We start from the raw sequence: 24,580 nt of genomic DNA on the forward strand, positions 1-24,580 counted from the left end.
CGACAAAGCCTGTTGCGGAAGTAATGCGCCTGCTCCCGTTCTCCGTCACCCCGGCCTTGAGCCACTCCTGTCCGGTTTAGCCATCAGTCGGGTTTTCTTTTCGGTTTCTATCCCTCCACCTGCGTCATGCTCGGGCTTCACCCGAGCATCCAGGCGCTTCAATTCATTGAATTCAGGATAGTTTGTGCAGCTGTTCGTCGTGCGGCCTGGATGCTCGGGTGAAGCCCGAGGATGACCCGGTACGGGTAGGGAGGGGCTTGTTCAACCGACGCCTCGGTGAGAAAAGCGGTGTCCTGAAATCCGGGTAAGATACAATATTCAGCGATTTCAACGCTTTTCAACGGTCTCGTGATTTTAGACCGGACACCAGTGGCCTTGAGCCGGGGGGGCAGCGCGACAAAAACACATTTTCAACAATGCCTTGACCGCGATAGTCCTCGCTATTCGGCCCTCGGTGCCGGCTCAAGGCCGGCATGACGGACGAGGGTAAGCCAACCTTTGTCAACACACTGACGCCGCCGTTCTGCGAAAACGGCGGCGCTTCGGTCTCTGCGGAGCTTCAGGCTCAGAAGAACCCGCGACGCTGCCACCAGCCGCGCTTCGGCTTGGCGGGCTCGTCGTCGTTTTCCGCACCGTTGGAGGTCACGACCGGTTCCGAAGAGGCGATATTGGAGCCGCGATTGGCGCGCTTGGTTTCCGCCTTTTCATCATCGACAGGCGTCTCCGTCGCTTCCGGCTCGCCTTCCGCGTCGGCTGTTGAGGCGTGCTCGGCCGAGGGCTGCTCTTCCTTCGCCGCGGGTGCTTCGTCCGTCTCCGGCATAGCCTCGGCGGCTTCGGCGAGCGTTTCCTCGGCGACGGCCTCGGTCTTCTCGGCCTTCGGCTTGCGGCGGCGGCGCGGCTTGCGGCCTTCGATCTCGGCCATCGCCTCGTCTTCCGTGGTCTCGCTCTGTTGCTCGACGCTGGTCTCGGCTGCTTCCTCGGCCGGCTCTTCCGTCACGGTCTCGCCTGCCGCGTTCTCGGCTGCTTCCGCCGCGCGCTCCTGCGGGGCCTCAGCCGCGTCAGCCGCTCCGGTCTCCACCGGTTGTTTCTCGGCGACGGTCTCGGAGGCGTTATCCTCGTCCTTCGCTTCGTCCGTATCGCCGGAGGTTTCCTGCTGCGCATCGTCTTCGCTGCGGTTGCGGCGACCGCCGCGCTTGCCGCGACGGCGCTTGCGGCGCGGCTTGTCGTCGTCATCGCTGCTGTTCGAGGCGTCCTGGGCGTTGTCGTCGGCCGATCCGCTGTCGTCATCGTCCTGCGACTGGTCGCTCTCGGCGCTGCTGCCGTTCTGCTGGCCGCCATTCCGGCCGCCGCGACGACGACGGCGCTTGCGGCGCGAGCGGCCGCCCTCGTCGTCGCCATTGCTGTCGCTGGCATTGTCGCCATTGGCATTGCCGTTCGCCGGCGCGTTGTCGGTTTCATCCGCGTCGTCGGCATCCGGTATTTCGGCGACGTCTTCTTCCGGCTCGTCGATGAAGTTGAACAGCGCTTCGATCTTCACCGGATTTTCGACCGGATCGCGGCGATCGATCTCGAAATGGCTGTTCTCGAGATCGCCATCGGCCTCGACGATGATCTCGACGCCGAAGCGGTTCTCGTAATCGACAATCGTGTTGCGCTTCTGGTTGAGCAGATAGGGCGCGATCTCCGGCGTCGTGCGCACGGTGATGTTATGCGTGGTGTTCTTCAACAGGTATTCCTCGACGCCGCGCAGCACGTGGAGCGCAACGGAGGACTGCGAGAGCACGTGGCCGGTGCCGCCGCAATGGCTGCAGACCTGGGTGGTCGATTCCAGAACGGATGCGCGGATGCGCTGGCGCGACATCTCCAGCAGGCCGAAATGGGAAATCCGTCCGACCTGGATGCGGGCGCGGTCGTTCTTCAGACATTCCTTGAGCTTCTTTTCGACAGCGCGGTTGTTGCGCTTTTCCTCCATGTCGATGAAGTCGATGACGACGAGGCCGGCAAGGTCGCGCAGCCTCAACTGACGCGCCACTTCCTCCGCCGCCTCCAGATTGGTCTGGAGCGCGGTGTCCTCGATCGAGTGCTCGCGCGTCGACCGGCCGGAGTTGACGTCGATGGCGACCAGCGCTTCGGTCTGGTTGATGATCAGGTAGCCGCCCGATTTCAGCGTCACCTGCGGCTGCAGCATGCGGTCCAGCTGCGCCTCGATGCCGGAGCGCGAATAGATCGGGTGAATGTCGCGATACCGCTGAACCACCTTGGCGTGGCTCGGCATCAGCATCTTCATGAAGTCCTTCGCCTCGCGGTACCCCTCGTCGCCGGAGACGATGACCTCGCTGATGTCCTTGTTGTAAAGGTCTCGGATTGAGCGCTTGATCAGGCTGCCTTCCTCGTAGACCAGGCAGGGCGCCGTCGATGTCAGCGTCTTGGAGCGGACATTTTCCCAAAGCCGCATCAGATACTCGAAGTCGCGCTTGACCTCGGCCTTGGTGCGGTTGGCGCCGGCGGTGCGCAGGATCACGCCCATGCCCTGCGGCACTTCCAGACCCTTGGCGACTTCCTTGAGCCGCTTGCGGTCGGCCGGATTGGTGATCTTGCGGGAAATGCCGCCGCCGCGCGCGGTGTTCGGCATCAGCACCGAATAGCGGCCGGCGAGCGAAAGATAGGTCGTCAGCGCCGCGCCCTTGTTGCCGCGCTCCTCCTTGGCGACCTGCACCAGCAGGATCTGCCGGCGCTTGATCACTTCCTGGATGCGGTACTGCTTGCGCATCCGGCGGTGGCCGTTGTCCGGCACCTCTTCCATTGCGTCTTCGGCGCCGACGGATTCGACGCTGTCGTCGTCATCGTCGAGGTCCTCGGAAATCGTGTCGGCGTCGACCTCGGCCGCCATATGGGTCGGGCCGCCCTTGTCTTCGTCGTCAGAGCCTTTTTCGCCCGAAGACTCATCTTTGGAAGCTGTCTCGCCGTCGCCCTCGACCGACGCGTCCGCTTCGCCCTTCGCTGCCTTCTTGGCGGCCGGCTTGCGGCGCCTGCGGGGCTTGGGCTTTGCCGTTTCCTCAGCGGCTTCAGTCGTTTCAGCGGTTGCCGCTGCCTCGGACGCGTCGTCGGATTTTGCTTCGGCCTTGGTCTTCGTCTCGGAAGCGTCCGCAGCCTCTGCCGATGCTTCGGCGCCTGCAGCCTTTTCCGGTTCCTGCGTCGCCTCGTCGGCCTTGCTGTCGGCCTTGTTCGAGCGCGATTTCGCCCGGCCCCTGCGGGTGCGGGGCTTCGGCTTGCCGTCGGCCTCGGCGGCCTTCTCGGAGGCCTCGGCCGGCTCGGTCATGGAGGCCTCGGCGTCGTCGCCGTCATCCTCTTCGCTTGCTTCCTTCAGAAGGGCTTCGCGATCGGCCAGCGGGATCTGGTAATAGTCGGGATGGATTTCCGAAAAGGCCAGGAAGCCATGGCGGTTGCCGCCATAGTCGACAAACGCGGCCTGGAGAGAGGGCTCGACCCGCGTGACCTTTGCAAGATAGATGTTGCCGCGCAGCTGTTTCTTGTGCTGCGATTCGAAATCGAACTCCTCTATGCGATTTCCACGAACAACGACGACGCGCGTCTCTTCTTCATGAGAGGCGTCGATGAGCATTTTGTCTGCCATTTATAGTGAGCTCCTCGGCGCAGTCGCTCGCCGGTCTCCGAAAGGACGCTCGTCCTATCCCGGAAACGGTTGCCTGCGGTTGCGCCGGATGAATGTGCGTTCGACCGGTGCAACGAAACGCGGGCGGCTGCTTCTCGAATCAGTCCGTCGCCGCTTGCGGGCGGAAAGGCCGATGGAAGAAATTGACGCTTCGTTCTCATATGAAACCAGTCGAAACCAATACTAACGGGCCTCTCGAGTAGAGAGGCGATGAATATGCCCTCAGGGGGTCGCCCGAAGAGCATTGACCCTTACGCCGAAACGATTTTTGAGAAACACGTATAACGGCGAAGATATTCTGTTCGGTGGTGGAAGGACGCGGGTGATCCGTCACTCCATATGGCGCCAATCAACAAGAGACCGGCTGCCCTTGCGCGCAATCGTCCCGTCATAAATCTCCACCTGAACCACATTAGTATGTATTCCATGCTGCAATAGCAAGAAAAATCCAATCCCCGGTTATATTTGAGCGCCAAGCGAATCATGCCACTGAAGGCCGCGCCAGCCGGGCGGGCGTTCCCTGTTCCGTCTGGTGGACGTATCGGGTGCGGCGCTCGGGCCATTCTTTCGCCATCACCGTGGCGTTCATGGTCGCTGCCTTGCCGGCGGGCCGGCAGTTACGGTAATACACGGTTGGATTGCATTTTCGCGGGCCTGGCCTGCGACAAGCGAGAGGTGGCATGACGGGACGCAATGTGGCCGGCGGCAGGGTTCTTTTTGACAGTGTTTTCGCGGCGCGCCTGGCGATAGCCGGGGCGCTTCTGCTCCTCTTTTTGACAGCTGTTGCGCCGGCTGCGCGCGCGAGCGCGGAAGACGCGGATGCCGAGGCGCCGCTGATCGCCTATAACGCGCTTCTTGTCGGCGATGATGCGCGGGCCCGCCTCGTGGTTGATTTCGACCGTTCGCCGGAGTTCAGCTATCATTACCTCAAGGATCCCGCCCGGCTGGTGATCACCCTTCCGAGCACGGCCTTCGGGTTTGCCGCCGACGCGGTCGAGCCGCGCGGGCTCGTCAGCGATGTGCGCTACGGCGCGACCGGACCGGGCCAGTCCCGCATCGTGCTTTCGGCGCGCGAGCCGATCCAGATGACGCTCGGCGAGGTCCGGCAGGAGGAGGGGGGCAGCGCCCGTCTGGTGATCGATCTTGCGATTGCCGATGCCGCGCGCTTCGCCGCCCTCGTGGAGCGCCGGCAGTCCGAGGCGGGCGACGCCTTCACCGACAGCCTTGCGACGCCGGTCGACGACGACACCTATGTCGTTGCCGTCGATGCCGGTCATGGCGGCGTCGATACCGGCGCGATCGGCGAGGACACGAAGACGCTGGAAAAGACGATCACGCTCGATTTCGCCCGCGCCTTTGCCAGGCGATTGGCGCAGGAGCCGGGATACGAGCCTTTTCTGACCCGCGATTCGGATGTCTATCTTTCACTCTCCAGACGGGTGGAACTGGCGCGACAGCACGGCGCCGACCTTTTCATCTCGTTTCACGCGGATTCGCTTGATCAGCCCGACATTTCGGGCGCGACCGTCTATACGCTTTCCGACCGCGCGTCGGACCGGCTTGCCGCTGCCCTTGCCCGGCGCGAAAACCTATCCAACGAGATCATGGGCATCGAAGCCGACAGCGAGCCGGAGGAGGTGACCGATATCCTGCTCGACCTCACGCGACGCGAGACCCAGAGCTTTTCGATTTCGCTTGCCGACAGGGTCGTTGCCTCGTTCAGCGGGCAGATCGGGCTGATCAACAATCCCCATCGCTTTGCAGGCTTCATGGTGCTGAGGGCGCCGGACATTCCCTCGATCCTGCTCGAGATCGGCTTTCTCTCCAATGCCGAGGACGAGAGGCGCATGCTCGATCCGGAATGGCGCGACCGGCTGGTGGACCGGTTGGTGGAGGCGGTCAAGCGGTATCGACACCCGCTCGTCTCCGGTGGCGGATGAGCAACAGCCGCGCCGGATCGATCCATGCGCCGAAACAACATTTTAGCGGCGTCGCAAAAAGCGCACATTCGTTGTAAAAAGGTGCTCGGGGTGTTTTCAACACGGGCTCGGGGCGGTATCTGCGGTCATTTGGAAAATGCGCCGGCATGAGACCATTTCGGCACGAGGGAAGTTCGGCCAGCCTCGCCAGAGACAGGATTCAACAGACGTGAACGTGATCAAGCTTATCGGATATCTTTTCGGCCTCGCCTGCGCGCTTTTTGTCGTGGTGGCGATCGGCGTCGGGATTTATCTGAACAATGTCGCCAAGGATCTGCCGGACTACGAGGTGCTTGCGCAGTATACGCCGCCGGTCACGACGCGCATTTATGCCGGCAACGGCGAACTGATGGCCGAATACGCCCATGAGCGCCGCCTGTTCCTGCCGATCGATGCCATTCCCATGCGCGTGCGCGGCGCCTTCCTGTCGGCGGAAGACAAGAATTTCTACTCCCACCCCGGCGTCGACGTCGTCGGCCTGACGCGCGCGATCATTACCAATGTGCGCAATATGGGCACCGGTCGCCGCCCCGTCGGCGCTTCGACCATCACCCAGCAGGTCGCCAAGAACTTCCTTCTGTCGTCGGACCAGACCTATGAACGCAAGGTCAAGGAGGCGATCCTGTCCTTCCGCATCGAGCAGGCCTATTCCAAGGATACGATCCTCGAACTTTACCTCAACGAGGTCTATTTCGGCCTGAACGCATACGGCATCGCCGATGCGGCGCTTTCCTATTTCGACAAGCCGGTCTCCGACCTGACGATCGCCGAGAGCGCCTATCTCGCCGCCGTTCTCAAGGGGCCGGCCAATTACGATCCCTACCGCCATCCCGAAGCCGCGATCGAGCGCCGCAACTGGGTGATCAGCCGGATGGAGGAAAACGGCTACATCACCGCCGAGGAGGCGGAGGTGGCGCGCGCCGAACCGCTTGGCGTGGTCTCGACGCACCGCAACCGGCCGATTGCGGGCGATGAATATTATGCCGAGGCCGTCCGCCGCGAGCTGAAGGACAAGTATGGCGAGGAGATGCTCTATGAAGGCGGGCTTTCGGTGCGCACCTCGCTTGACCCCAAGATGCAGCTCGATGCCCAGAAGGCGCTGCGCGACGGCCTTATCAACTATGACGAGGCGGCCGGTTTCCGCGGGCCGATCGCCGAAGTATCGGTTTCCGGCGACTGGGGTCCGGAACTGGCCAAGTTGCGGCCGCTCTGGGACGTGCCGGACTGGAAGATCGCCGTCGTGCTCGGCGTGAGCGGCGAGGGAGCCGAGATCGGCATCCGTCCGCAGATCGATGCCGCCGGCAAGGTGGATACGGCGCGCGAGACCGGTTTCATTCCGGCCGATGACATGAAGTGGGCCTATCGTTTCCTCGAAAAGGGCAAGCCGAATGCAACGAGCCCCGAAGGCGTGCTGAAGCCCGGCGATGTCGTCTATGTCGAGACGACCGGCGAGGGCGACACCTACAGGCTGCGGCAGGTGCCGAAGGTTCAGGGCGGTCTTGTCGCCATGGACCCGCAGACGGGCCGCGTTCTGGCCATGGTCGGCGGCTTCGCCTTCTCCGAAAGCCAGTTCAACCGCGCCACGCAGGCCTATCGCCAGCCGGGCTCCTCCTTCAAGCCCTTCGTCTACGCAGCGGCGCTCGACAATGGCTACACGCCGGCCTCCGTGGTCATGGATGCGCCGATCGAGATCGAGTCCGGCGGCGAACTGTGGAAGCCGCAGAACTATGCCGGCGGTTTCTCCGGTCCGCAGACGCTGCGAACCGGCATCGAGAAGTCGAAGAACCTGATGACTGTGCGCCTCGCCAACGACCTCGGCATGGAAACGGTTGCCGATTATGCCGAACGTTTCGGGATCTACGATCACATGGATCCGGTGCTCGCCATGTCGCTCGGCTCCGGCGAGACCACCGTCATGCGCATGGTTTCCGCCTATGCGGTGATCGCCAATGGCGGCAAGCAGGTCAATCCGACGCTGATCGACCGCATCCAGGACCGCTACGGCGAGACAATCTTCAAGCATGAGGAGCGCATCTGCGAGAACTGCAATGCGGAGGAATGGACCGGGCAGGCCGAGCCCATTCTCATCGATGACCGCCAGCAGGTGCTCGATCCGATGACGTCCTACCAGATCACCTCGATGATGGAGGGCGTCGTCCAGCGCGGCACGGCGGCCAGCGCCGTCAATCTGGACCGTCCGGTCGCCGGCAAGACCGGCACCACCAATGACGAGAAGGATGCCTGGTTCGTCGGCTTCACGCCCAATCTCGTCGCCGGGCTTTACATTGGCTTCGACCAGCCGGCAACGCTCGGCCGCCACGGGACGGGCGGCGGCCTTGCCGCGCCGATCTTCAACGCGTTCATGACCGACGCGCTGAAGGAACTGCCGGTCGAAAACTTCATCGAACCCGAGGGCATGACCAACATCCTGGTCAACCGCTCGACCGGCATGCGCGCCGGCGGTTCCGGGCCCGGCGTCATTGCCGAGGCCTTCAAGCCCGGCACGGGCCCTGCCCAGGCGCTCGATATCATCGACATGAGCGGTTATGTGCCGCCGGAGCAGATCCTGCGCGACTCCTCGCAGGCCAACAAGGCAATCTCGACCGGTTCCAGCGGTCTCTACTGAGCGCGGGCCGAAGGGCGGGGCGGGGTTTACATCCGCGGCTCGCCCCCTTATGCACCGGCAGCACGACACATCATCAAAGAAGCAGAAGGTATCATGCGAGCGGAAATCGAAGGCGTTGTCGACGAAATCAAGCAGGCCGTAACCCTGCTGAGGAGGCATCTTTGACTGGGATCAGGCAATCAAACGGCTGGACTGGCTGAACAACAAGGCCGAAGATCCCGATATCTGGAACGACGCGAGCGAGGCGCAGAAGCTGATGCGCGAGCGCCAGCTTCTGGATGACGGCATTTCCTCCGTGCGCCGCATCGAGACGGAGCTTTCCGACGGCATCGAGCTGATCGAGCTCGGCGAGGAGGAAGGCGACGACGAGGTGGTGAAAGACGCCGAGGAAAGCCTGAAGAAGCTTCTGGCTGAAGCCGAGCGCCAGCAGGTCGAGGCCATGCTTTCCGGCGAGGCGGATTCCAACGACACTTATCTCGAAGTCCATTCCGGCGCCGGCGGCACGGAAAGCCAGGACTGGGCCAACATGCTTTTGCGCATGTATATCCGCTGGGCCGAACGCCAGGGCTTCAAGGTCGAGGTGATGGAAGTTCATGACGGGGAGGAGGCCGGCATCAAGTCGGCGACCATCCACGTCAAGGGGCACAACGCCTATGGCTGGCTGAAGACCGAATCGGGCGTTCACCGCCTGGTCCGCATCTCGCCCTATGACAGCAATGCCCGCCGCCATACCTCGTTCTCCTCGGTCTGGGTCTATCCCGTGATCGATGATTCGATCGATATCGAGGTCAATGAGAGCGACTGCCGGATCGATACCTATCGTTCATCCGGCGCGGGCGGCCAGCACGTCAATACCACGGACTCGGCGGTGCGCATCACCCACATCCCGACCGGGATCGTGGTCCAGTGCCAGCAGGAGCGTTCCCAGCACAAGAACCGGGCCAAGGCCTGGGACATGCTGCGCGCCCGCCTCTACGAGGCGGAACTGCAGAAGCGCGAGGAAGCAGCCAACCAGGAAGCGGCCTCCAAGACGGATATCGGCTGGGGTCACCAGATCCGTTCCTACGTTCTCCAGCCCTATCAGCTGGTGAAGGATCTGAGGACCGGCGTGGAAAGCACGTCGCCGTCCGATGTTCTCGACGGGGCGCTGAGCCCGTTCATGGAGGCGGCTCTTGCCCACCGCATCGAGGGCGGGGCGGGTGCCGCCGTCGAGGATATCGACTGATCGTCAATGCCCGGCGCTCTAACCTATTCAATCTACGCATCGGCCCGAAAATCGATTCCGATTTTCGGGCCGATGCGCGAAGACAGGACGCGCCGGAGCGTCTGCCTCTTCGGGCCGGGGGTATCGGCTTTTCCGTCTTTCCTCTTTTCATCCCGAACAAAAAGCCGTAAAGACGGCCCCATGATGACTGGGATACGGTTTCGCATCATTCGAATTATCGGCCCGGCTTTCCGCGCAGCCTGACAGGGCGCCGGAAGGTCCGGGATTTCGGCGTTTGTCACGCCCCTGCCACCGACAGTTTTCCTAAAGACTTGCGAGAGCGCGCCGTTTCAGGCGCCGCACCAGAGAAAAAGCCGCGAAACCATGAGCGACACAAAAGACACGATCGACTATTCCCAAACACTCTACCTGCCGAAGACGGACTTCCCCATGCGCGCGGGCCTTCCCAGGAAGGAACCCGAGCTCGTCGCCCGCTGGGAGGAGATCAATCTTTACAGGAAGATGCGCGAGGACGCCGCCGGGCGCGAGAAATTCGTGCTGCACGACGGCCCGCCCTATGCCAACGGCAACATCCATATCGGCCATGCGCTGAACAAGATCCTGAAGGACGTGATCACGCGCTCCTTCCAGATGCGCGGTTATGATTCCAACTACGTGCCGGGCTGGGATTGCCACGGCCTGCCGATCGAATGGAAGATCGAGGAAGCCTATCGCGCCAAGGGCAAGAACAAGGATGAGGTGCCGATCAACGAGTTCCGGCAGGAATGCCGCGACTTCGCCCAGCACTGGATCGACGTTCAGACGGCGGAATTCAAGCGGCTCGGCATCGAGGGCGATTTCGAAAAACCCTATACGACCATGGCGTTTCACGCCGAAGCGCGGATCGCCGGCGAACTCCTGAAGATCGCGAAATCCGGCCAGCTCTATCGCGGCTCCAAGCCGGTGATGTGGTCGGTGGTCGAGCGCACGGCGCTGGCCGAGGCGGAAGTCGAATATCACGAGGTACAGTCGGACACGATCTGGGTGAAGTTTCCGGTGATGGGATCGCGTTTAATGGCGCCCTTTGTGCATCAAGACGCGCCGGGTACACCGACCCCTCATTGGGCAGAGGTTCAGGATAAATACGCCGGGTGCTATGTCGTAATCTGGACGACTACGCCTTGGACAATTCCGGGTAACCGTGCAATCTCGTACTCCTCAAGGTTGGCCTATGCAGTCTACGAAGTTTCGGAAGCTGAAAACGAGTTTGGACCGCAACCCGGTGAGAGATTGCTATTTGCGAAAAACTTGGCTGAGGAATGTGCTTCCAAGGCGAAGGTTAAACTGAAGCTATTGCAAGACGTCGCCGCTGACGAATTGGCTTTGCTTAGTTGTGCTCATCCTCTCACCAATCTCGGCTACGACTTTGAAGTGCCGCTGCTCGACGGCGACCATGTGACCGATGATGCCGGTACGGGCTTTGTCCACACCGCGCCCGGCCACGGCCGCGAGGACTTCGACGCCTGGATGGAACAGGCGCGCGACCTCGAGGCGCGCGGCATCTCGCCGAAAATCCCGTTCACGGTCGGTGATGACGGTTTCTATACCGAGGAGGCCTATGGCTTTGGTCCGGATGCCGAGGGCGGGGCTGCCCGCGTCATGGATGACAACGGCAAGAAGGGCGATGCCAACGACCGCGTCATCAAGGCGCTGATCGCCGCCGACCGCCTGTTTGCCCGTGGCCGGATCAAGCACGACTATCCGCATTCCTGGCGCTCGAAAAAGCCGGTCATCTTCCGCAACACGCCGCAATGGTTCGTCTATATGGACAAGGACCTCGGCGATGAGACGACGCTGCGCACCCGCGCCCTTGCCGCCATCGACGATACGCGCTTCGTGCCGGCCGCCGGAAAGCATCGCCTGCGCGGCATGATCGAGAACCGGCCGGACTGGGTGCTTTCCCGCCAAAGGGCCTGGGGCGTGCCGATCTGCGTCTTTGCCGACAAGGCCGGCGAAGTGCTGGTGGATGAGGACGTCAATGCCCGCATCCTCGAGGCCTTCGAAAACGAGGGCGCCGACGCCTGGTTCGCCGAGGGCGGGCGGGAGCGTTTCCTCGGTGACAGGGCTTCCGAGGATTGGGAAATGGTTACCGACATTCTCGATGTCTGGTTCGATTCAGGCTCCACGCATGCCTTTGTGCTGGAAGACCGTCCTGACCTGAAATGGCCGGCCGATGTCTATCTCGAAGGTTCCGACCAGCATCGCGGCTGGTTCCATTCCTCGCTGCTGGAAGGCTGCGTTACCCGTGGCCGCGCGCCCTACAAGGCCGTCGTGACCCATGGATTCACCATGGACGAACAGGGTCGCAAACAGTCGAAATCGCTGGGCAATCAGGTGTTCCCGCAGGATGTGATGGCCAAGTCCGGCGCCGATATCCTGCGCCTTTGGGTGATGACCACGGATTACTGGGAAGATCAGCGTCTGGGCGAGACGGTTATCAAGACCAATGTCGACACCTATCGCAAGCTGCGCAATACACTGCGCTGGATGCTCGGCACGCTTGCCCATGACGAGGGCGAGGAGATCGCGGTCGCCGACATGCCGGAGCTGGAGCGGCTGATGCTGCACCGGCTGGCCGAACTCGACCAGCTGGTGCGCAAGAGCTATGACGATTTCGAGTTCAAGAAGATCGCCCGCGCGCTGACGGATTTCGCCAATATCGAGCTTTCGGCCTTTTATTTCGACGTCCGCAAGGATGCGCTCTACTGCGATGCGCCGTCCTCACTGCGTCGTCGTTCGGCCCTCGTCGTCATCCGCAGGCTGTTCGACTGCCTGGCGACCTGGCTTGCGCCGATGCTGCCCTTCACCATGGAAGAGGCCTGGCTTTCGCGCAATCCGGACGCCGTGTCGGTTCATCTGGAACAGTTCCCGACGGTGCCGGCTGACTGGAAGGACGATGCCCTTGCTGCCAAGTGGCTGAAGGTCCGCGAGGTCCGCAAGGTCGTCACCGGCGCGCTGGAGATCGAGCGTCGGGACAAGCGGATCGGTTCATCGCTGGAGGCGGCTCCGGTCGTCTATGTCAACGACAAGGACCTGCTGGCCGCGCTGGACGACCGCGATTTCGAGGAGATCTGCATCACCTCGGCGATCACGGTGAAGGACGGCGAGGGGCCGGACGATGCCTTCCGCCTGCCCGAGGTCGCCAATGTCGCCGTCGTGCCGGCGCTGGCAGAAGGCCGCAAATGCGCCCGTTCCTGGCGCATCACCGATGATGTCGGCTCGGATCCCGATTATCCGGATGTTTCGGCGCGCGATGCGGTGGCATTGCGGGAACTGGCCGGCAAGGCCTGAGCGTACAGGACAGCCGGGCGAAATTTCGTCCGGCTGCAATTCCTTGGACGAATTGCGAAAAAGACCGTTCTGCGGTAGGAATGTCGCGTTTTCGCCGGATTTGTCGCCGAATGATGGCAGATCGCCGGAAGAGTAAGTGGCGCCAGCGGTGCCGGAGTGCGTCGGGTCAAGCCGGATTATCGGGAGACCGGCGCGCCAGGGAAAGAACGAGATCGGCGGCCGGCCCGGGATTCGGTGGCTTGCTGATCGAAGGAGTGGTAGTAGAGCGCATGACCTTTGTTTTCCGTTCGATGAAACTTGCACTCGCCCTTGCGTGCGCCGCTTCGCTTGCTTCCTGCGTCAGCGCGCCGACCTATGGCACCGGCACGTCCGCCACCACGCAGCTGGTCGAGGATCTCGGCGAGGCTGTTCTGGTGATCAATCCGGATAAGCCCGATATCGACTACGCGCCGCGGCCGGAACTGGTGAAGCCGTCGAAGAACGTCGCCGGCCAGCCGCTCGTTCCGCCGCAGAAATCGGTGGCCTCGGTCGACAATCCGAACTGGATCGAATCGCCGGAAGAGCAGCGAGAACGCGTCTATCAGGAAATCGAGGACAACGAGGACAATCCGTTCTACAAGTCGCCGCTCGTCGGCGCGAAGAGCACGGGCCAATTGACCGAGAAGGAACAGCTCGAGGCCTTCCGCAAGGCCCGCACAGAGGCCAATTCGATCGACATCACTCAGCGGCGCTACCTGATCGATCCGCCCGAGGAATATCGCACGCCCTCCAGCCCCGAGGCGCTCAATGACCTGGGCGATCCCGAGCGCGCCAAGGAACGCCGCCGGCAGAAACTGGCCGAGGGCAAGGATCCGGACCGCTGCTTCCTGTTCCTGAACTGCAAGAGCGGCAAGACCGAGGACTTCCTCGATTCGTCCAAGAACGCCGGCCAGGAGTAGGCGGGTCTTTTCCGGGGAATATGATGAACCATTTGATCCGGCCGGCAGAGCGCGCCGACGCGGCTACCATTTATCGCTTTGTCTGCGAGCTCGCCGAATTCGAAAAGGCGCTGGACAAGGTCGAGACCACCGAAGAGGGGCTCGCCGAGGCGATCTTCGGCGAGGGCTCGGTGACGGGCGGCCTGATTGCCGAGATTGACGGCAAGCCCGCGGGCTTTGCCATCTACTATTTCACCTTCTCCACCTGGCAGGGGCGCAACGGCATCTATCTGGAAGACCTCTATGTGTCGCCGGAGTTTCGCGGCGCGGGGCTGGGAAAGGCGCTGATGCGCGCCGTTGCCGAGGTTGCCGTGACAAAGAATTGCGGCCGCATGGAATGGAGCGTGCTCGACTGGAATGTCGATGCGATCCGCGTTTATGACGGCGTCGGCGGCAAGCCGCAGAGCGAATGGATCCGCTACCGCCTGGAAGACGAGACGCTCTCGGCCTTTGCCGGTCGCTGATCTTTACCGGCGCTCGCTGAAGAAGTCCTTCAGAAGCGCCGCAGCGCGGGTTTCCGAAAAGCCGGAATAGACCTCCGGCCGATGGTGGCAGGTGGGCTGGTCGAAGAAACAGCCCCCGTGATCCACGCCGCCGCCCTTGGGGTCTGCCGCGCCATAGTAGAGCCGCTCAATGCGGGCGAAGGAGATCGCCGCCGCGCACATGGCGCAGGGCTCAAGCGTGACATAGAGATGCGCGCCGGGAAGCCGTTCCGAGCCGAGGGCTTCGCAGGCGGCGCGGATGGCAAGCACTTCGGCATGGGCCGTCGGATCGTTCAGTTCGCGCGTGCGGTTGCCGGCCGCTGCGATGACCGTTCCGTCCAGCGCGATGACGGCGCCGATCGGCACTTCGCCGCGCGCGCCGGCCGCTTCCGCTTCTTCGAGCGCCAACGCCATGAAATCGCGGCCCGCAGCCATTTTGACAAGTTTCCTCTTAACCAATTCTTCCTGTCCTGTTAGAGGATCGGGATCAACAGGCAAAGCGAAATGAACCAGAAAGACAAATTCCCCAAACGCGGCGGAAAGCCTTCGGGCAAGCCTGCCGGCAAGCCCGCCCCGGCCAAGGACGCGCCGAAGGCGGAGGCCGATGAACGCGCGCCGGAGCGTATCGCCAAGATCCTGGCGCGCGCGGGCGTCGCCTCCAGGCGCGATGCCGAGCGGATGATCCTCGACGGCCGCGTCAAGGTCAACGGCAAGGTGCTGGAAAGCCCGGCCGTGAACGTGACGCTTGCCGACAAGATTGAGGTCGATGGCGAGGAAATCCGCGGCATTGAGCGTACGCGGCTGTGGATCTATCACAAGCCCGCCGGCCTGGTGACGACCAATTCCGATCCGGAAGGCCGGACGACGGTGTTCGAGAAGCTGCCGAAGGACCTGCCGCGCGTCATCTCGATCGGCCGTCTCGACATCAACACCGAGGGCCTTCTTCTGCTGACGAATGACGGCGGGCTTGCGCGCGTGCTGGAGCTGCCGGCCACCGGCTGGCTGCGCCGCTACCGCGTGCGCGCCCATGGCCGGATCACGCAGGACGACCTCGACAAGCTGAAGGACGGCATTGCCGTTGACGGCGTGCTCTATGGCACGATCGACGCGACGCTGGATCGCGAGCAGGGATCGAATGTCTGGATCACCATGGGGCTGCGCGAGGGCAAGAACCGCGAGATCAAGAATGTGCTCGGCGCGCTCGGTCTCGAGGTCTCGCGCCTGATCCGCATCTCCTACGGGCCTTTCCAGTTGGGCGAACTGGCCGAGGGCAATGTGCTGGAAGTGCGCGGACGCACGCTGCGCGACCAGCTGGGCCCGCGCCTGATCGAGGAAGCCGGCGCCAATTTCGATGCGCCGATCTATCATGACGGCGAGGCCGCCGTGCCGAAACCCGCCGAGGCCGAAGCGCCGAAGCGGGCGCCGCGCCGGGAAAAACTCGACCGGCAGGAGCGCGCCGAGCGCGGCCGCGACCGGCTTGATACCAAGCGCAGGGACGAGGAAAAGCCGGTTCGCGATGTCGAGCGCAATACCCGCTCCGCCAATGTGTGGATGGCGGCGGGCGCCCGGCCGCTGGGGCCCAAGGCGAAGAAGAAGGCCGAGGACAAGGCGCGCGAGGATGCACGGCGCGACGCCCGCAAGGATTCACGCCGCGGGCAAGAGGGCGACAGCCCGCGCGCTGCACGCCCGGCAGGCGGCAAGGGACCGAGGGGCGGCAAGCCTTCCGGCAGCAAGCCCGGCGCTGGCTTTGCCAAGGGGCCGCGCAAGCCGCGCGGCGAAGGTGATGCGACCGGTAGTGGCGAAAAGCGTTTCTCCGGGCCGAAGCGCCCGGCCGGCGAAGGCCGTCCGCCGCGCGGTGAAGGCCGACCGGCAGGTGGCCGTCCGTCAGGCGAAAAGCGCGGCGCACGTCCCGACAACGGCAAGCGCGGCAAGCCCAATGGCAATGACAGGCCGCGCGGCGGTGCAGGCGGCAAGGGGCCGAGGGGCAATGCGGATCGTCGGCGGTGAGTTTCGCGGGCGCGCGCTCGCGGCTCCGAAGACCTCGGAGATACGGCCGACGACGGATCGCGCCCGCGAAAGCCTGTTCAACATTCTGGCCCATGGCTACCCGGATGCGGTGGAGGGCGCGCGCGTGCTGGAGCTTTTTGCGGGCACCGGCGCTGTCGGCCTTGAAGCCGTCTCGCGTGGCGCAAGGGCCGCGACCTTTGTCGAAAACAGCGTTGAGGGGCGCGGTCTGATCTGGGCCAATATCGAAGCGCTCGGCCTTGCCGGGCGCACCCGCATCATGCGTCGGGATGCAACGAAGCTCGGCAGCGTCGGCAAGCTGGAACCCTATGATTTTCTGTTTGCCGACCCGCCCTATGGCAAGGGTCTTGGCGAAAAGGCGATTGCGGCGGCAGGCGAGGGCGGGTGGCTGAAGTCGGGCGCGCTCGTCATTCTGGAAGAGGCTGCGGATAGCGCGCCGGCGCTTCCCGCAGGTTTTGCGGTACTGGAAGAGCGCGCATTCGGCGATACGCGCATGCATTTCTATCGGTATCGCGCCTGAATTATTTCCGTGATCGGCTAGCCTCTCCGCAAAGCCCCCAATTCTTCTCGCCCCGGAGGGGAGAGATGTCGCGAAAGCGACAGTGAGGGGGGAGTCCATCACCATGAACGCCCTCACATTTCGAAATTCTGCTCCACCCTCACTGCCCCTTTCGGGGCATCTCTCCCGCCAGCGGGAGAGAGTATTGGGAGCGTGTCGGAAAGGATTATATTCCTAAATGGTGGCCGAATGCGGCAGCACGAATGGCGTATCATCTTCTGGCGGCTGGCTTACGGAAAGCCGGGTCGCAAACACGGCGTGGAGATTGGCATCGGTGATGGTGTCCTTCGGGCTGCCTGAAGCCACCACCCGCCCCTCGCGCATCAGCACGATATGGTCGGCGAAAAGCGCCGTCAGGTTGAGGTCGTGCATCACCGCGATGACGCCGCCGCCGGCGCGGCAAAAGCCCTGTGCGAGGCGCATGATCGCCAGCTGGTGGAGAATGTCGAGGCTTGCCACCGGCTCGTCGAGGAGCAGCCAGCGCGGCGCGTCGTCGGCAACCGGCGCCTCGATCTGGCAGAGCACGCGGGCAAGCTGGACGCGCTGCTGCTCGCCGCCGGAAAGCTCCTGATAGAAGCGCCCCTCGAAGCCGTTGAGGTCAACCGCCTTCAGCGCCCTGGCGATGATCTGCCGGTCGGCATCGGCGGCACGGTGGCTGCGGCCCGAAAGACCCATGCGCAGCACTTCGGTGACGGTGAAGGGGAAGGCGAGGTTTGAGGCCTGAGGCAGCACGCCGCGCAGTTCGGCAAGCTGCCACGGCGCAAGCGCTGCGATATCCGCGCCATTGATGGTGACCTTGCCGCCCTCGGGCTTCAGGTCGCCGGCAATCGCCTTCAGCGTCGTCGTTTTGCCGGAGCCGTTCGGGCCGCAAATGGCGGTCAGTTCGCCGGCGCGGGCTTCGAGCGAAACATGGTTGAGAACCGGGCGGCCGGAAAGCGCCACGGAGATCCGGGAGGTGGTGATCATGGTCGTAAGGTCACAGATTGAGGCTCGAGCGGTTCTTCAAGAGGATCCACAGGAAGAAGGGGCCGCCGGCTGTCGCGGTGATGATTCCGATCGGCAGTTCGGCGGGCGCGACGATGGTGCGGGCGAAAAGATCGGCGAGCACCAGAAGCGCGCCGCCGAGAAGGGCGGAGGCCGGCAGCAGGTAGCGGTGATCCGGGCCGATGACGAGCCGCAGGAGATGCGGCACGACAATGCCGACAAAGCCGATTCCGCCGGAAACGGCAACGCCCGCGCCCGTGGCAGCCGCCACCGCGACAATGGTGATGTTCTTCAGCCGCTGCACGGGGATGCCGATGTGATAGGCGGTCGCCTCGCCAAGCGTGATGGCATTGAGCCCGCGCGCCATGAATGGCAGGACGGCGAAGGCCGCGAACATGATCGGCGCGATCGCCCAGATCTTGGTCCAGGTGGCGCCGGCGAGCGATCCCATCGACCAGAAGGTGAGGTCGCGCAATTGCTGGTCATTGGCGAGGTAGACGAGAAAGCCCGTGGCGGCCCCGGCCAGAGCGGACAGCGCAATGCCCGCAAGCAGCATGGTGGCAACGGATGTCTGGCCGTGTCGCGTCGCGATCCGGTAAAGCGTCAGCGTGGTTGCCAGTCCGCCCAGGAATGCGGCGGCGGGAAGGGCATAGAAACCGAGCAGATTGGTCAGCGGCGCGGCTATAGTGCCGCCCAGCACGATCATCACCACCGCGCCGAGGCCCGCGCCGGCGGAAACGCCGACGAGGCCGGGATCGGCCAGCGGATTGCGAAAGAGGCCCTGCATGGCCGTGCCGCAGACCGCAAGCGATGCGCCCACCAGAAATCCCATGATGGCGCGGGGCAAACGGATATCGAAGACGATGATGCGGTCGCGGGCGGCGAGTGCATCATCCGCATTGCCGGTGAGGATCGCCCGGCCGACGTCGAAGACGGAGGCATCCGAGGCGCCGTTCGCCACGGAGACCAGAACGGCGAGGACCGAGGCTGCGGCAAGCACCAGGATCGTGAAAACAGCAACGCCGGAGCGGTCGCCGCTCTCGCGCCAGTTGAGCCGCCTGCCGGCCGATGTCAGCGTGTCGATCACCACCATGCGCGCTTTATTCTCCGTAGATTTCAGCCGTCAGCTTCGACAGATTCTCGCCGAAGCGCGGGCCAAAATTCATCATGCCGACCGGATCGATCCGGTAGATCGCCATGGCCTCGCCCGCAGGCGTCAGGGCCAGGGCGGGCTGGGCAGCGATATCCTCGTTTTTCGGCACATGGTTCCCGGCCGCGCCATCCATCAGCAGGATGACATCGGGGGCCGCCTCGATGACCGCCTCGTCGGACAGCGTCTTGTAGCCCTCGAAATCGCCGAAAGCATTTTCGAGGCCCGCGGCCTCGATCACGCCATTGGCGGCCGTGCCCGTGCCGGAGCCCATCACCTTGCCGCCGCGCAGGCTGAGGATGAAGATCGCGCTCTTTCTCTCGTCCGGCGTACGGGCGGCGTTTTCGGCGAGTATCGGATCGAGCTCGGCCGCGATCTCGTCAGCGATGGCCCGGGCCTCGGCCTCACGGCCAAGCAGCGTGCCGATGGTCATGACCTTTTCGATGATGCCGTCGCGGCTGTAGTCTTCGGGAACGAAGGCGAGGTCGACGTCGGCCTTCTCCATCACCTCCATCGTCTCCGGCGGCCCGGCGCCTTCGATGCTGATGATGGCGGAGGGATTGACGGAGAGGATACCCTCCGGGGAAAGCTGGCGCATATAGCCGATATCGGGCAGGGCGAGCGCTTCCGGCGGATAGGTGCTGGTCGTGTCGCGGCCGATCACGGCATCGCCCGCGCCGAGCGCGTAGACGATCTCGGTGACGGAGCCGCCGATGGTGACGAGGGCCGACGTGTCCTCAAGCGGCTCGGCGGCCGATGCCGTTGTGGCGCCGGCCAGAAGCAGGCCGGCGATGAGGGGCGCGGTCTTCAGCGCGGATAAGATGGCAGACATGTCTCTCCTCAGGCGGCTGCGGTTTCGTTGCGGCGCGGCAGGCTTTCGACGAGCGCCCGCCAGGCCGGACGCTCTGCATAGCCTTCCATGCGCTTGCCGAAGAACTGGATGATCATCTCGCCTGCCGCGTTGAAGGCCTCGACAGAGGTGACGTGGCCGTCGCTCGTCGGCTTGCGCACCAGCCAGGCCTCGGCAATGTGGTCGCGGCGCAGATGCAGGTGGAAGGTCGGGTCCATGACATTGATCCAGGGCCCCATCTCGACGATCTTCTTGACCGGGCCGGAATGGATCTGCACGATGCCGTTATTGTTGACGAACACCATGATCGGCAGGTCCTCATCTTCCGCGGCCTTGTGCAGGAGGGTGGCGACCGCATCATCGGCAAGGCGGAAGGCGTAATCATCGCCGACCGTCGAAATCGCCGTCTGGCGGTGGACCTTGAGGTCATTCAGCATGCCGAAAAACTGATGCGTGTCGGTCAGCGCCGTCCAGCGGTCGCGCAAAACTTCGACATCGACGGCCTGCGGGTCGCGGGCGTGATCGGCGTCGTGGGCCTTGATCTCGCCCGTCTCGATCGTCTGGCTATCGTCATCCAGCTTGTGAGCCTCGACGAAGGCGCGATAAGCGTCGATATTGGATTTCGGACGCCAATGCACCTTGAAGACGGCGGCGCCGGTGACGTCAAAATATTGCAGGCTCAGCTTTTCACGGCCTTCGTCATCCGTCTTGGTGACGGCAAAGGCGTGGGCCCAGCGGCTGGGGAATATCCTGAGGTCGATATTCTCGCCCAGCACCATCGCGGCCTTCTTGCCGTTCTTGATGTTTTCGAAGATGCCGATCTTTTCATGGACAGCGCTTTCGTTGCGCGACAGCGCCATGATCTCGCCGAAGCTTTCGGCATGCGCCAGAAGGCGGGAAGGCTCCGGAGAGATGCGGGTTGCCGTGAGGCCGACTTCCGCGGCAACGAGTTCTGCTTCGGAAATGCCGAGCTGCGAAGCGATGTCGCGCTCGCGCATCTTCGGGTTGTCACGGCGGAAGGCGCGGATATCCTCGGGTGTCTTGGTCGTCATCGGTCTCGTCTCGTCTGGTCTTACTTGTTCAGAATTAACTTGCCCTGGCGGGTAATCTTCATGCGGTAGTCGGCGCCCTGGTGGCGAATGATGACCTCATTGCCGCCTTTGAAGAGCGTCTCGCTTTGAAGCACGGGTGCGCCGTTTTCGCTTGCTTCGGCCCGTCCGGCCGTCTTGTCGTCGTTCATCCTGGTCGATATTGTCTGTTCGGGTTAAAACTTGAATCTTCGAATCCGGTTTTATAAGTTGACTCTATTAGTCACCTTTGTCTATCCACGCAATAGACGTTTTCCGAAGTGAGCGGTAGGATGGGGCGTCACCGGGCAGCCCGTCCGCCGCCCGACACTTCCGATCCAAAACCGCCGGAGATTTGAGAAATGAAAATTTTCCCATGCGCCGCCGCCGCGCTTTTCGCCCTGTCGCAGCCGATCCTGGCCCAGGAGACCGCCACGGGCGATGCCGCCATGCCGGCGGACGAAAAGGCGGGGCTTTCGATCTCGCTCAATGCGCTGGATACGACCGACAATGGCTGCAAGCTGACCTTCCTGGTGGAAAACAACCTGTCGGCGCCGATCGACAGCCTGCAGGCCGAAGTGGCGCTGTTCGACACGGAGGGCGTCGTTGATCGGCTGACCATGCTCGACTTCCTGTCGCTGCCGGCCGGCAAGATGCGGGTGCGCCAGTTCGAACTGCCGGGTGCGGGCTGCGACGCGCTTGGCGGCCTGCTGCTCAACGACCTCAAGGTCTGCGAGGTGGCCGGAGCCGATTGCATGGCCGAGCTTGAAACCGGCTCGAAGGCCGGCATTCCCTTCGACGGTTGATCCGCCGGAAGAAAAAAACGCTGCGCGCTCTGCGCCAAGACCAATAAGACATGCCAAAACGAAGCTGCCGATGACGGATGACAGGGCAATGTTTGCGATGGGTTTGCCGGGCGGCGTCCGCGACGCGGAGCCGGTGGAGCCCGTTTCGCCTCCGCAAATCGCGGCAAAGGCGGATGCGCCGGTCGTGGCACCTGCGAGCCGCAAGCCCGTCGATCTCGACGCCGTCGTCCTGGAACTGAAGGCGGCAGCCGGTGTTGCCGCCGAAAAGCCGCAGGAGACAAAGAGCGAGGCTGGCGAGGACGAGCCGGTGCTTGCCGCCGAAGAGGCTGACCTCGGCAGCGTCAGCCTGCCGCGCATTGCAGGCGGCAATGCCAGCCCCGAAAAGTCCAGGCGGCTGCCGATGGCCGCGTTCGCCTCGATCCTCATCCATGGCGCGGCCTTCGCCATGGCGCTCCATGTCGCCGAGATCATTCCCGAGGCCCCGGCAGAGGAGGGCGGCGTTGTCGTCAGCGTCGTCATGCTCGGCAATGGCGATGTGGACGCGGCGGCAAGCGGCGCGGAAGAGGCCCGGCCGACCGAAGTCGAGACGCAGCCGGTGCCGGTGGAACAGGCCGTGACCGCCGCGCCGGAGGCGTTGAGCCCCGCGGCGTCCGAACCCCCGCCGCAGGTCACGCCGGCCGAACAGGCGCCGCCGGCCGAAACGCCGGCTGCGTCGACGCCGGCGCCTGAGGTGGTTGCCGCCGCGCCGGTCGAAACCGCCGGGGCCCTTTCGACGGACGCCATCGAGACAGCACAGGCGGCGGCGCTTTCGAGCCCTGCGCCGCAGGTGCTTGCCGTTGCCCCGAGCGAGGCCGCAACCCCTGACGCCGTCGCTCCGGCCGCCCCTGTCGTATCCGGGGCCGCGCCGCCGCCGGATACCGAGATGGTTGCGCCGCCGGAAATGGCCTATGCGGCGCGATCCGAGGCCGTTGCGGCCGAAGCCCCGCCGCCGGTCGAATCACTTTCAACTGAGATGCCCGAAGTCGAGACAATCACGGCTCAGGAAGACGATCCTGAACTGGCCTATGACATAGCGCCGCCGATCCCCGAGCCTTCGCCCTGGGAAACCGAACCCTTGCCGGAAGACCAGGTTGCCACAAGGCAGGCGGAGGCCGAACGTCGGCAGGCCGAGCAGAGAAGGACCGTTCAGCGCCAGAGCGCCGGGTCCGGCGGGCAATCGGCGCGCGATGCGCGCCGGGGCTCGGCCAGCGGCACATCTGAGCAAGGCGCGATGCAGGCAGCCGAATCGCGCAGCGGTTCATCAGGAAACGGCGCGGCGGCAATGGCGAATTATGCGGGCAGGGTACAGGCACGGCTTGCCCGGTCGGTTGCGGCGGAACGCTATTATCGTGATCTCGGTCCACTCACGACCACGGTGATCATCCGGCTGACGCTCAACCGTTCAGGCAATATCACCGCCCTGTCGCTGGCGCGTTCCTCGGGAAACAGCCAGGTGGATGCGGTTGTCCTGCAGCGCGCGCGGGCAGCAGGCTCTTTCGGACCGTTTCCGGAAAGCTACGCGGGCGCGCAGAAAAGCTTCACCCTGCCAGTCAATCTCACGCTGCGCCGGTAAAGGGACCGCTCACGCACTGCCGATTGTGCGCTGCAGACCCTGCAGCGCCGGCTGATAGTTCGGGTTCAGCCTCTTGGCTTGCTGATAATAGGAGGCCGCCTTGGTGAAATCGCCCTGGCGCTCGAAGATCAGGCCGAGATTGGCCCAGCTTTCGGCGTTCTGCTGGTCGAGCGCCAGCGCCTTGTCGAAATCGGCGCGGGCGTTCTGGTCGTCATTCAGCGCCAGATAGGAGACGCCGCGACCATTATAGGGCTGCGGGGCCTTCGGCGAGAGCGAGATCGCCTTGGAGAAATCGGCGATCGCCAGCTCCTGCTGGCCGCGCTGCTGGTAGATCAGGCCGCGATTGTGATAGGCGCGCGCATCGGTCGTGTTGAGCTGGATCGCTCGCGTGAAATCGTTGAACGCATCGTTCTGCTGGCCGGCCTCGCGGTAGAGATTGCCGCGCCCGATATAGGCGACGTCATAGTTCGAATTGATCTGCAGGGCCCGGTTATAGTCGTTCAGCGCATCCATCCGCTGGCCGAGACTGCGCTCGATCAGCGCGCGGTTGGCATAGGCCTGGTAGTAATTCGGGTTGAGCGCGATCGCCTTGTTGAAGTCTTCCATCGCGCGCCGGTCCTCGCCGGCCCGGCCATAGGCGGCGCCGCGCACATTATAGGCTTCCGGATCGTTGGGGTTGGCGGCGATCACATTGGTCAGGGATGCGATGTTCTGCTCCGAACCCTGAGTCGCGTCGATCGAGACGACGTTCTGGTTCATCATCTGGGAGCTCTGGCAGGCAGCGAGCATGCCGACGGCCCCGAAGAGGAGGGCGAGCCTCAGCTTCCGGCCGGCGCCTGTCATGAATGTGCCAGCAGTCATCTCAGTCATATCCGTCCCTCGTTTCGTGTCTCGTCGCGCGCAAATTGCAGACGCGCGGGCATCGTTACCGTCGCAAGGTAAATATCTAGCAAATAAAAAGGCGGGGGCCTACGCTCCCGCCATCACAACATGTTCAATGTGCCGAAATAACGACAATCAGCGCGAAACCAGACCTTCGCGGATGGCGCGCTTGCGGGCCAGCTTGCGCACGCGGCGGATCGCCTCGGCCTTTTCGCGGGCGCGCTTCTGCGAGGGCTTCTCGTAGAAATCACGCATCTTCATTTCGCGGAAGATGCCTTCGCGCTGCATTTTCTTCTTCAGAGCGCGGAGAGCCTGGTCAACATTGTTGTCGCGGACAAGTACTTGCACGTGTA

At 63.5% G+C, this 24,580-nt stretch carries 19 protein-coding genes; 10 read left to right on the top strand and 9 right to left on the bottom strand.

Annotated elements, in window-relative coordinates:
* Positions 1 to 565: 565 nt before the first annotated feature.
* A complete protein-coding gene (locus tag AZF01_RS05345) occupies positions 566 to 3,634 on the bottom strand; it encodes a ribonuclease E/G (protein ID WP_024710112.1) in 3,069 nt (1,022 codons plus the stop codon).
* Positions 3,635 to 4,353: 719 nt separating this feature from the next.
* On the opposite strand from AZF01_RS05345, the gene AZF01_RS05350 reads away from it, so the two are divergent.
* The 6 genes from AZF01_RS05350 to AZF01_RS05375 all read left to right on the top strand — a co-directional run bounded on the left by AZF01_RS05350 (position 4,354) and on the right by AZF01_RS05375 (position 14,274).
* Positions 4,354 to 5,613, top strand: a complete 1,260-nt coding sequence (locus AZF01_RS05350) for an N-acetylmuramoyl-L-alanine amidase (protein WP_024710113.1) — start codon at positions 4,354 to 4,356, stop codon at positions 5,611 to 5,613.
* Positions 5,614 to 5,827: 214 nt separating this feature from the next.
* Complete coding sequence (locus AZF01_RS05355; protein ID WP_024710114.1) at positions 5,828 to 8,278, top strand: penicillin-binding protein 1A; 2,451 nt, start codon at positions 5,828 to 5,830, stop codon at positions 8,276 to 8,278.
* Between the two features lie 93 nt (positions 8,279 to 8,371).
* A protein-coding gene (gene prfB, locus AZF01_RS05360; RefSeq protein ID WP_161633068.1) for a peptide chain release factor 2 occupies positions 8,372 to 9,503 on the top strand; the annotation gives its coding sequence in 2 pieces (ribosomal slippage) (positions 8,372 to 8,440 and positions 8,442 to 9,503; 1,131 coding nt in all).
* 363 nt (positions 9,504 to 9,866) lie between these two features.
* Positions 9,867 to 12,833 (top strand): isoleucine--tRNA ligase, encoded by a 2,967-nt coding sequence (gene ileS / locus AZF01_RS05365; RefSeq protein WP_024710116.1) that lies wholly within the window; start codon positions 9,867 to 9,869, stop codon positions 12,831 to 12,833.
* A gap of 239 nt (positions 12,834 to 13,072) precedes the next feature.
* Positions 13,073 to 13,771: a hypothetical protein gene (locus AZF01_RS05370; protein ID WP_156484720.1), complete on the top strand. Its 699-nt coding sequence runs from the start codon at positions 13,073 to 13,075 to the stop codon at positions 13,769 to 13,771.
* Between the two features lie 23 nt (positions 13,772 to 13,794).
* Complete coding sequence (locus tag AZF01_RS05375) at positions 13,795 to 14,274, top strand: GNAT family N-acetyltransferase (RefSeq protein ID WP_024710118.1); 480 nt, start codon at positions 13,795 to 13,797, stop codon at positions 14,272 to 14,274.
* 3 nt (positions 14,275 to 14,277) lie between these two features.
* Here AZF01_RS05375 and AZF01_RS05380 read toward each other — a convergent pair whose 3' ends face one another.
* Positions 14,278 to 14,727, bottom strand: coding sequence for a nucleoside deaminase (locus AZF01_RS05380; protein ID WP_024710119.1), 450 nt, complete (start codon positions 14,725 to 14,727; stop codon positions 14,278 to 14,280).
* Positions 14,728 to 14,796: 69 nt separating this feature from the next.
* Here AZF01_RS05380 and AZF01_RS05385 point away from each other — a divergent pair, with 69 nt between their 5' ends.
* Positions 14,797 to 16,299: a pseudouridine synthase gene (locus tag AZF01_RS05385; protein ID WP_024710120.1), complete on the top strand. Its 1,503-nt coding sequence runs from the start codon at positions 14,797 to 14,799 to the stop codon at positions 16,297 to 16,299.
* Positions 16,280 to 16,837: a 16S rRNA (guanine(966)-N(2))-methyltransferase RsmD gene (gene rsmD, locus AZF01_RS05390; protein ID WP_024710121.1), complete on the top strand. Its 558-nt coding sequence runs from the start codon at positions 16,280 to 16,282 to the stop codon at positions 16,835 to 16,837. Before AZF01_RS05385 ends, rsmD begins: the two co-directional genes overlap by 20 nt.
* Before the next feature lie 213 nt (positions 16,838 to 17,050).
* On the opposite strand, the gene AZF01_RS05395 is transcribed toward rsmD, so the two are convergent.
* Genes AZF01_RS05395 through hemP form a run of 5 tightly spaced genes read right to left on the bottom strand, consistent with a single transcriptional unit; the run spans position 17,051 to position 21,100 of the window.
* Positions 17,051 to 17,842 (bottom strand): heme ABC transporter ATP-binding protein, encoded by a 792-nt coding sequence (locus AZF01_RS05395; RefSeq protein WP_024710122.1) that lies wholly within the window; start codon positions 17,840 to 17,842, stop codon positions 17,051 to 17,053.
* A gap of 10 nt (positions 17,843 to 17,852) precedes the next feature.
* Complete coding sequence (locus AZF01_RS05400; RefSeq protein ID WP_024710123.1) at positions 17,853 to 18,953, bottom strand: iron ABC transporter permease; 1,101 nt, start codon at positions 18,951 to 18,953, stop codon at positions 17,853 to 17,855.
* Between the two features lie 7 nt (positions 18,954 to 18,960).
* Positions 18,961 to 19,842, bottom strand: a complete 882-nt coding sequence (locus AZF01_RS05405) for a hemin ABC transporter substrate-binding protein (RefSeq protein ID WP_024710124.1) — start codon at positions 19,840 to 19,842, stop codon at positions 18,961 to 18,963.
* A gap of 8 nt (positions 19,843 to 19,850) precedes the next feature.
* On the bottom strand, positions 19,851 to 20,912 hold the full coding sequence (locus tag AZF01_RS05410; protein ID WP_024710125.1) for a hemin-degrading factor: 1,062 nt from the start codon (positions 20,910 to 20,912) through the stop codon (positions 19,851 to 19,853).
* A gap of 20 nt (positions 20,913 to 20,932) precedes the next feature.
* Positions 20,933 to 21,100, bottom strand: a complete 168-nt coding sequence (gene hemP, locus AZF01_RS23385; protein WP_081725902.1) for a hemin uptake protein HemP — start codon at positions 21,098 to 21,100, stop codon at positions 20,933 to 20,935.
* Positions 21,101 to 21,289: 189 nt separating this feature from the next.
* On the opposite strand from hemP, the gene AZF01_RS05415 reads away from it, so the two are divergent.
* Positions 21,290 to 21,733, top strand: a complete 444-nt coding sequence (locus AZF01_RS05415) for a hypothetical protein (protein WP_024710127.1) — start codon at positions 21,290 to 21,292, stop codon at positions 21,731 to 21,733.
* 88 nt (positions 21,734 to 21,821) lie between these two features.
* Positions 21,822 to 23,345 (top strand): energy transducer TonB, encoded by a 1,524-nt coding sequence (locus tag AZF01_RS05420; protein ID WP_152534651.1) that lies wholly within the window; start codon positions 21,822 to 21,824, stop codon positions 23,343 to 23,345.
* A 9-nt stretch (positions 23,346 to 23,354) separates the two neighbouring features.
* On the opposite strand, the gene AZF01_RS05425 is transcribed toward AZF01_RS05420, so the two are convergent.
* Both AZF01_RS05425 and rpsU read right to left on the bottom strand, forming a co-directional pair.
* Complete coding sequence (locus AZF01_RS05425; protein WP_024710129.1) at positions 23,355 to 24,188, bottom strand: tetratricopeptide repeat protein; 834 nt, start codon at positions 24,186 to 24,188, stop codon at positions 23,355 to 23,357.
* Positions 24,189 to 24,362: 174 nt separating this feature from the next.
* On the bottom strand, positions 24,363 to 24,575 hold the full coding sequence (gene rpsU, locus AZF01_RS05430) for a 30S ribosomal protein S21 (RefSeq protein WP_024710130.1): 213 nt from the start codon (positions 24,573 to 24,575) through the stop codon (positions 24,363 to 24,365).
* Positions 24,576 to 24,580: the final 5 nt, after the last annotated feature.

Source organism: Martelella sp. AD-3, assembly GCF_001578105.1.
Lineage (GTDB): Bacteria > Pseudomonadota > Alphaproteobacteria > Rhizobiales > Rhizobiaceae > Martelella.

Excerpts from the sequence above, each read along its gene's own strand:
- AZF01_RS05345 (WP_024710112.1), bottom strand. The coding sequence starts at position 3,634 with ATGGCAGACAAAATGCTCATCGACGCCTCTCATGAAGAAGAGACGCGC.
- AZF01_RS05350 (WP_024710113.1), top strand. The coding sequence starts at position 4,354 with ATGACGGGACGCAATGTGGCCGGCGGCAGGGTTCTTTTTGACAGTGTT.
- ileS (WP_024710116.1), top strand. The coding sequence starts at position 9,867 with ATGAGCGACACAAAAGACACGATCGACTATTCCCAAACACTCTACCTG.
- AZF01_RS05375 (WP_024710118.1), top strand. The coding sequence starts at position 13,795 with ATGAACCATTTGATCCGGCCGGCAGAGCGCGCCGACGCGGCTACCATT.
- AZF01_RS05380 (WP_024710119.1), bottom strand. The coding sequence starts at position 14,727 with ATGGCTGCGGGCCGCGATTTCATGGCGTTGGCGCTCGAAGAAGCGGAA.
- AZF01_RS05385 (WP_024710120.1), top strand. The coding sequence starts at position 14,797 with ATGAACCAGAAAGACAAATTCCCCAAACGCGGCGGAAAGCCTTCGGGC.
- rsmD (WP_024710121.1), top strand. The coding sequence starts at position 16,280 with ATGCGGATCGTCGGCGGTGAGTTTCGCGGGCGCGCGCTCGCGGCTCCG.
- AZF01_RS05395 (WP_024710122.1), bottom strand. The coding sequence starts at position 17,842 with ATGATCACCACCTCCCGGATCTCCGTGGCGCTTTCCGGCCGCCCGGTT.
- AZF01_RS05400 (WP_024710123.1), bottom strand. The coding sequence starts at position 18,953 with ATGGTGGTGATCGACACGCTGACATCGGCCGGCAGGCGGCTCAACTGG.
- AZF01_RS05405 (WP_024710124.1), bottom strand. The coding sequence starts at position 19,842 with ATGTCTGCCATCTTATCCGCGCTGAAGACCGCGCCCCTCATCGCCGGC.
- AZF01_RS05410 (WP_024710125.1), bottom strand. The coding sequence starts at position 20,912 with ATGACGACCAAGACACCCGAGGATATCCGCGCCTTCCGCCGTGACAAC.
- hemP (WP_081725902.1), bottom strand. The coding sequence starts at position 21,100 with ATGAACGACGACAAGACGGCCGGACGGGCCGAAGCAAGCGAAAACGGC.
- AZF01_RS05415 (WP_024710127.1), top strand. The coding sequence starts at position 21,290 with ATGAAAATTTTCCCATGCGCCGCCGCCGCGCTTTTCGCCCTGTCGCAG.
- AZF01_RS05420 (WP_152534651.1), top strand. The coding sequence starts at position 21,822 with ATGTTTGCGATGGGTTTGCCGGGCGGCGTCCGCGACGCGGAGCCGGTG.
- AZF01_RS05425 (WP_024710129.1), bottom strand. The coding sequence starts at position 24,188 with ATGACAGGCGCCGGCCGGAAGCTGAGGCTCGCCCTCCTCTTCGGGGCC.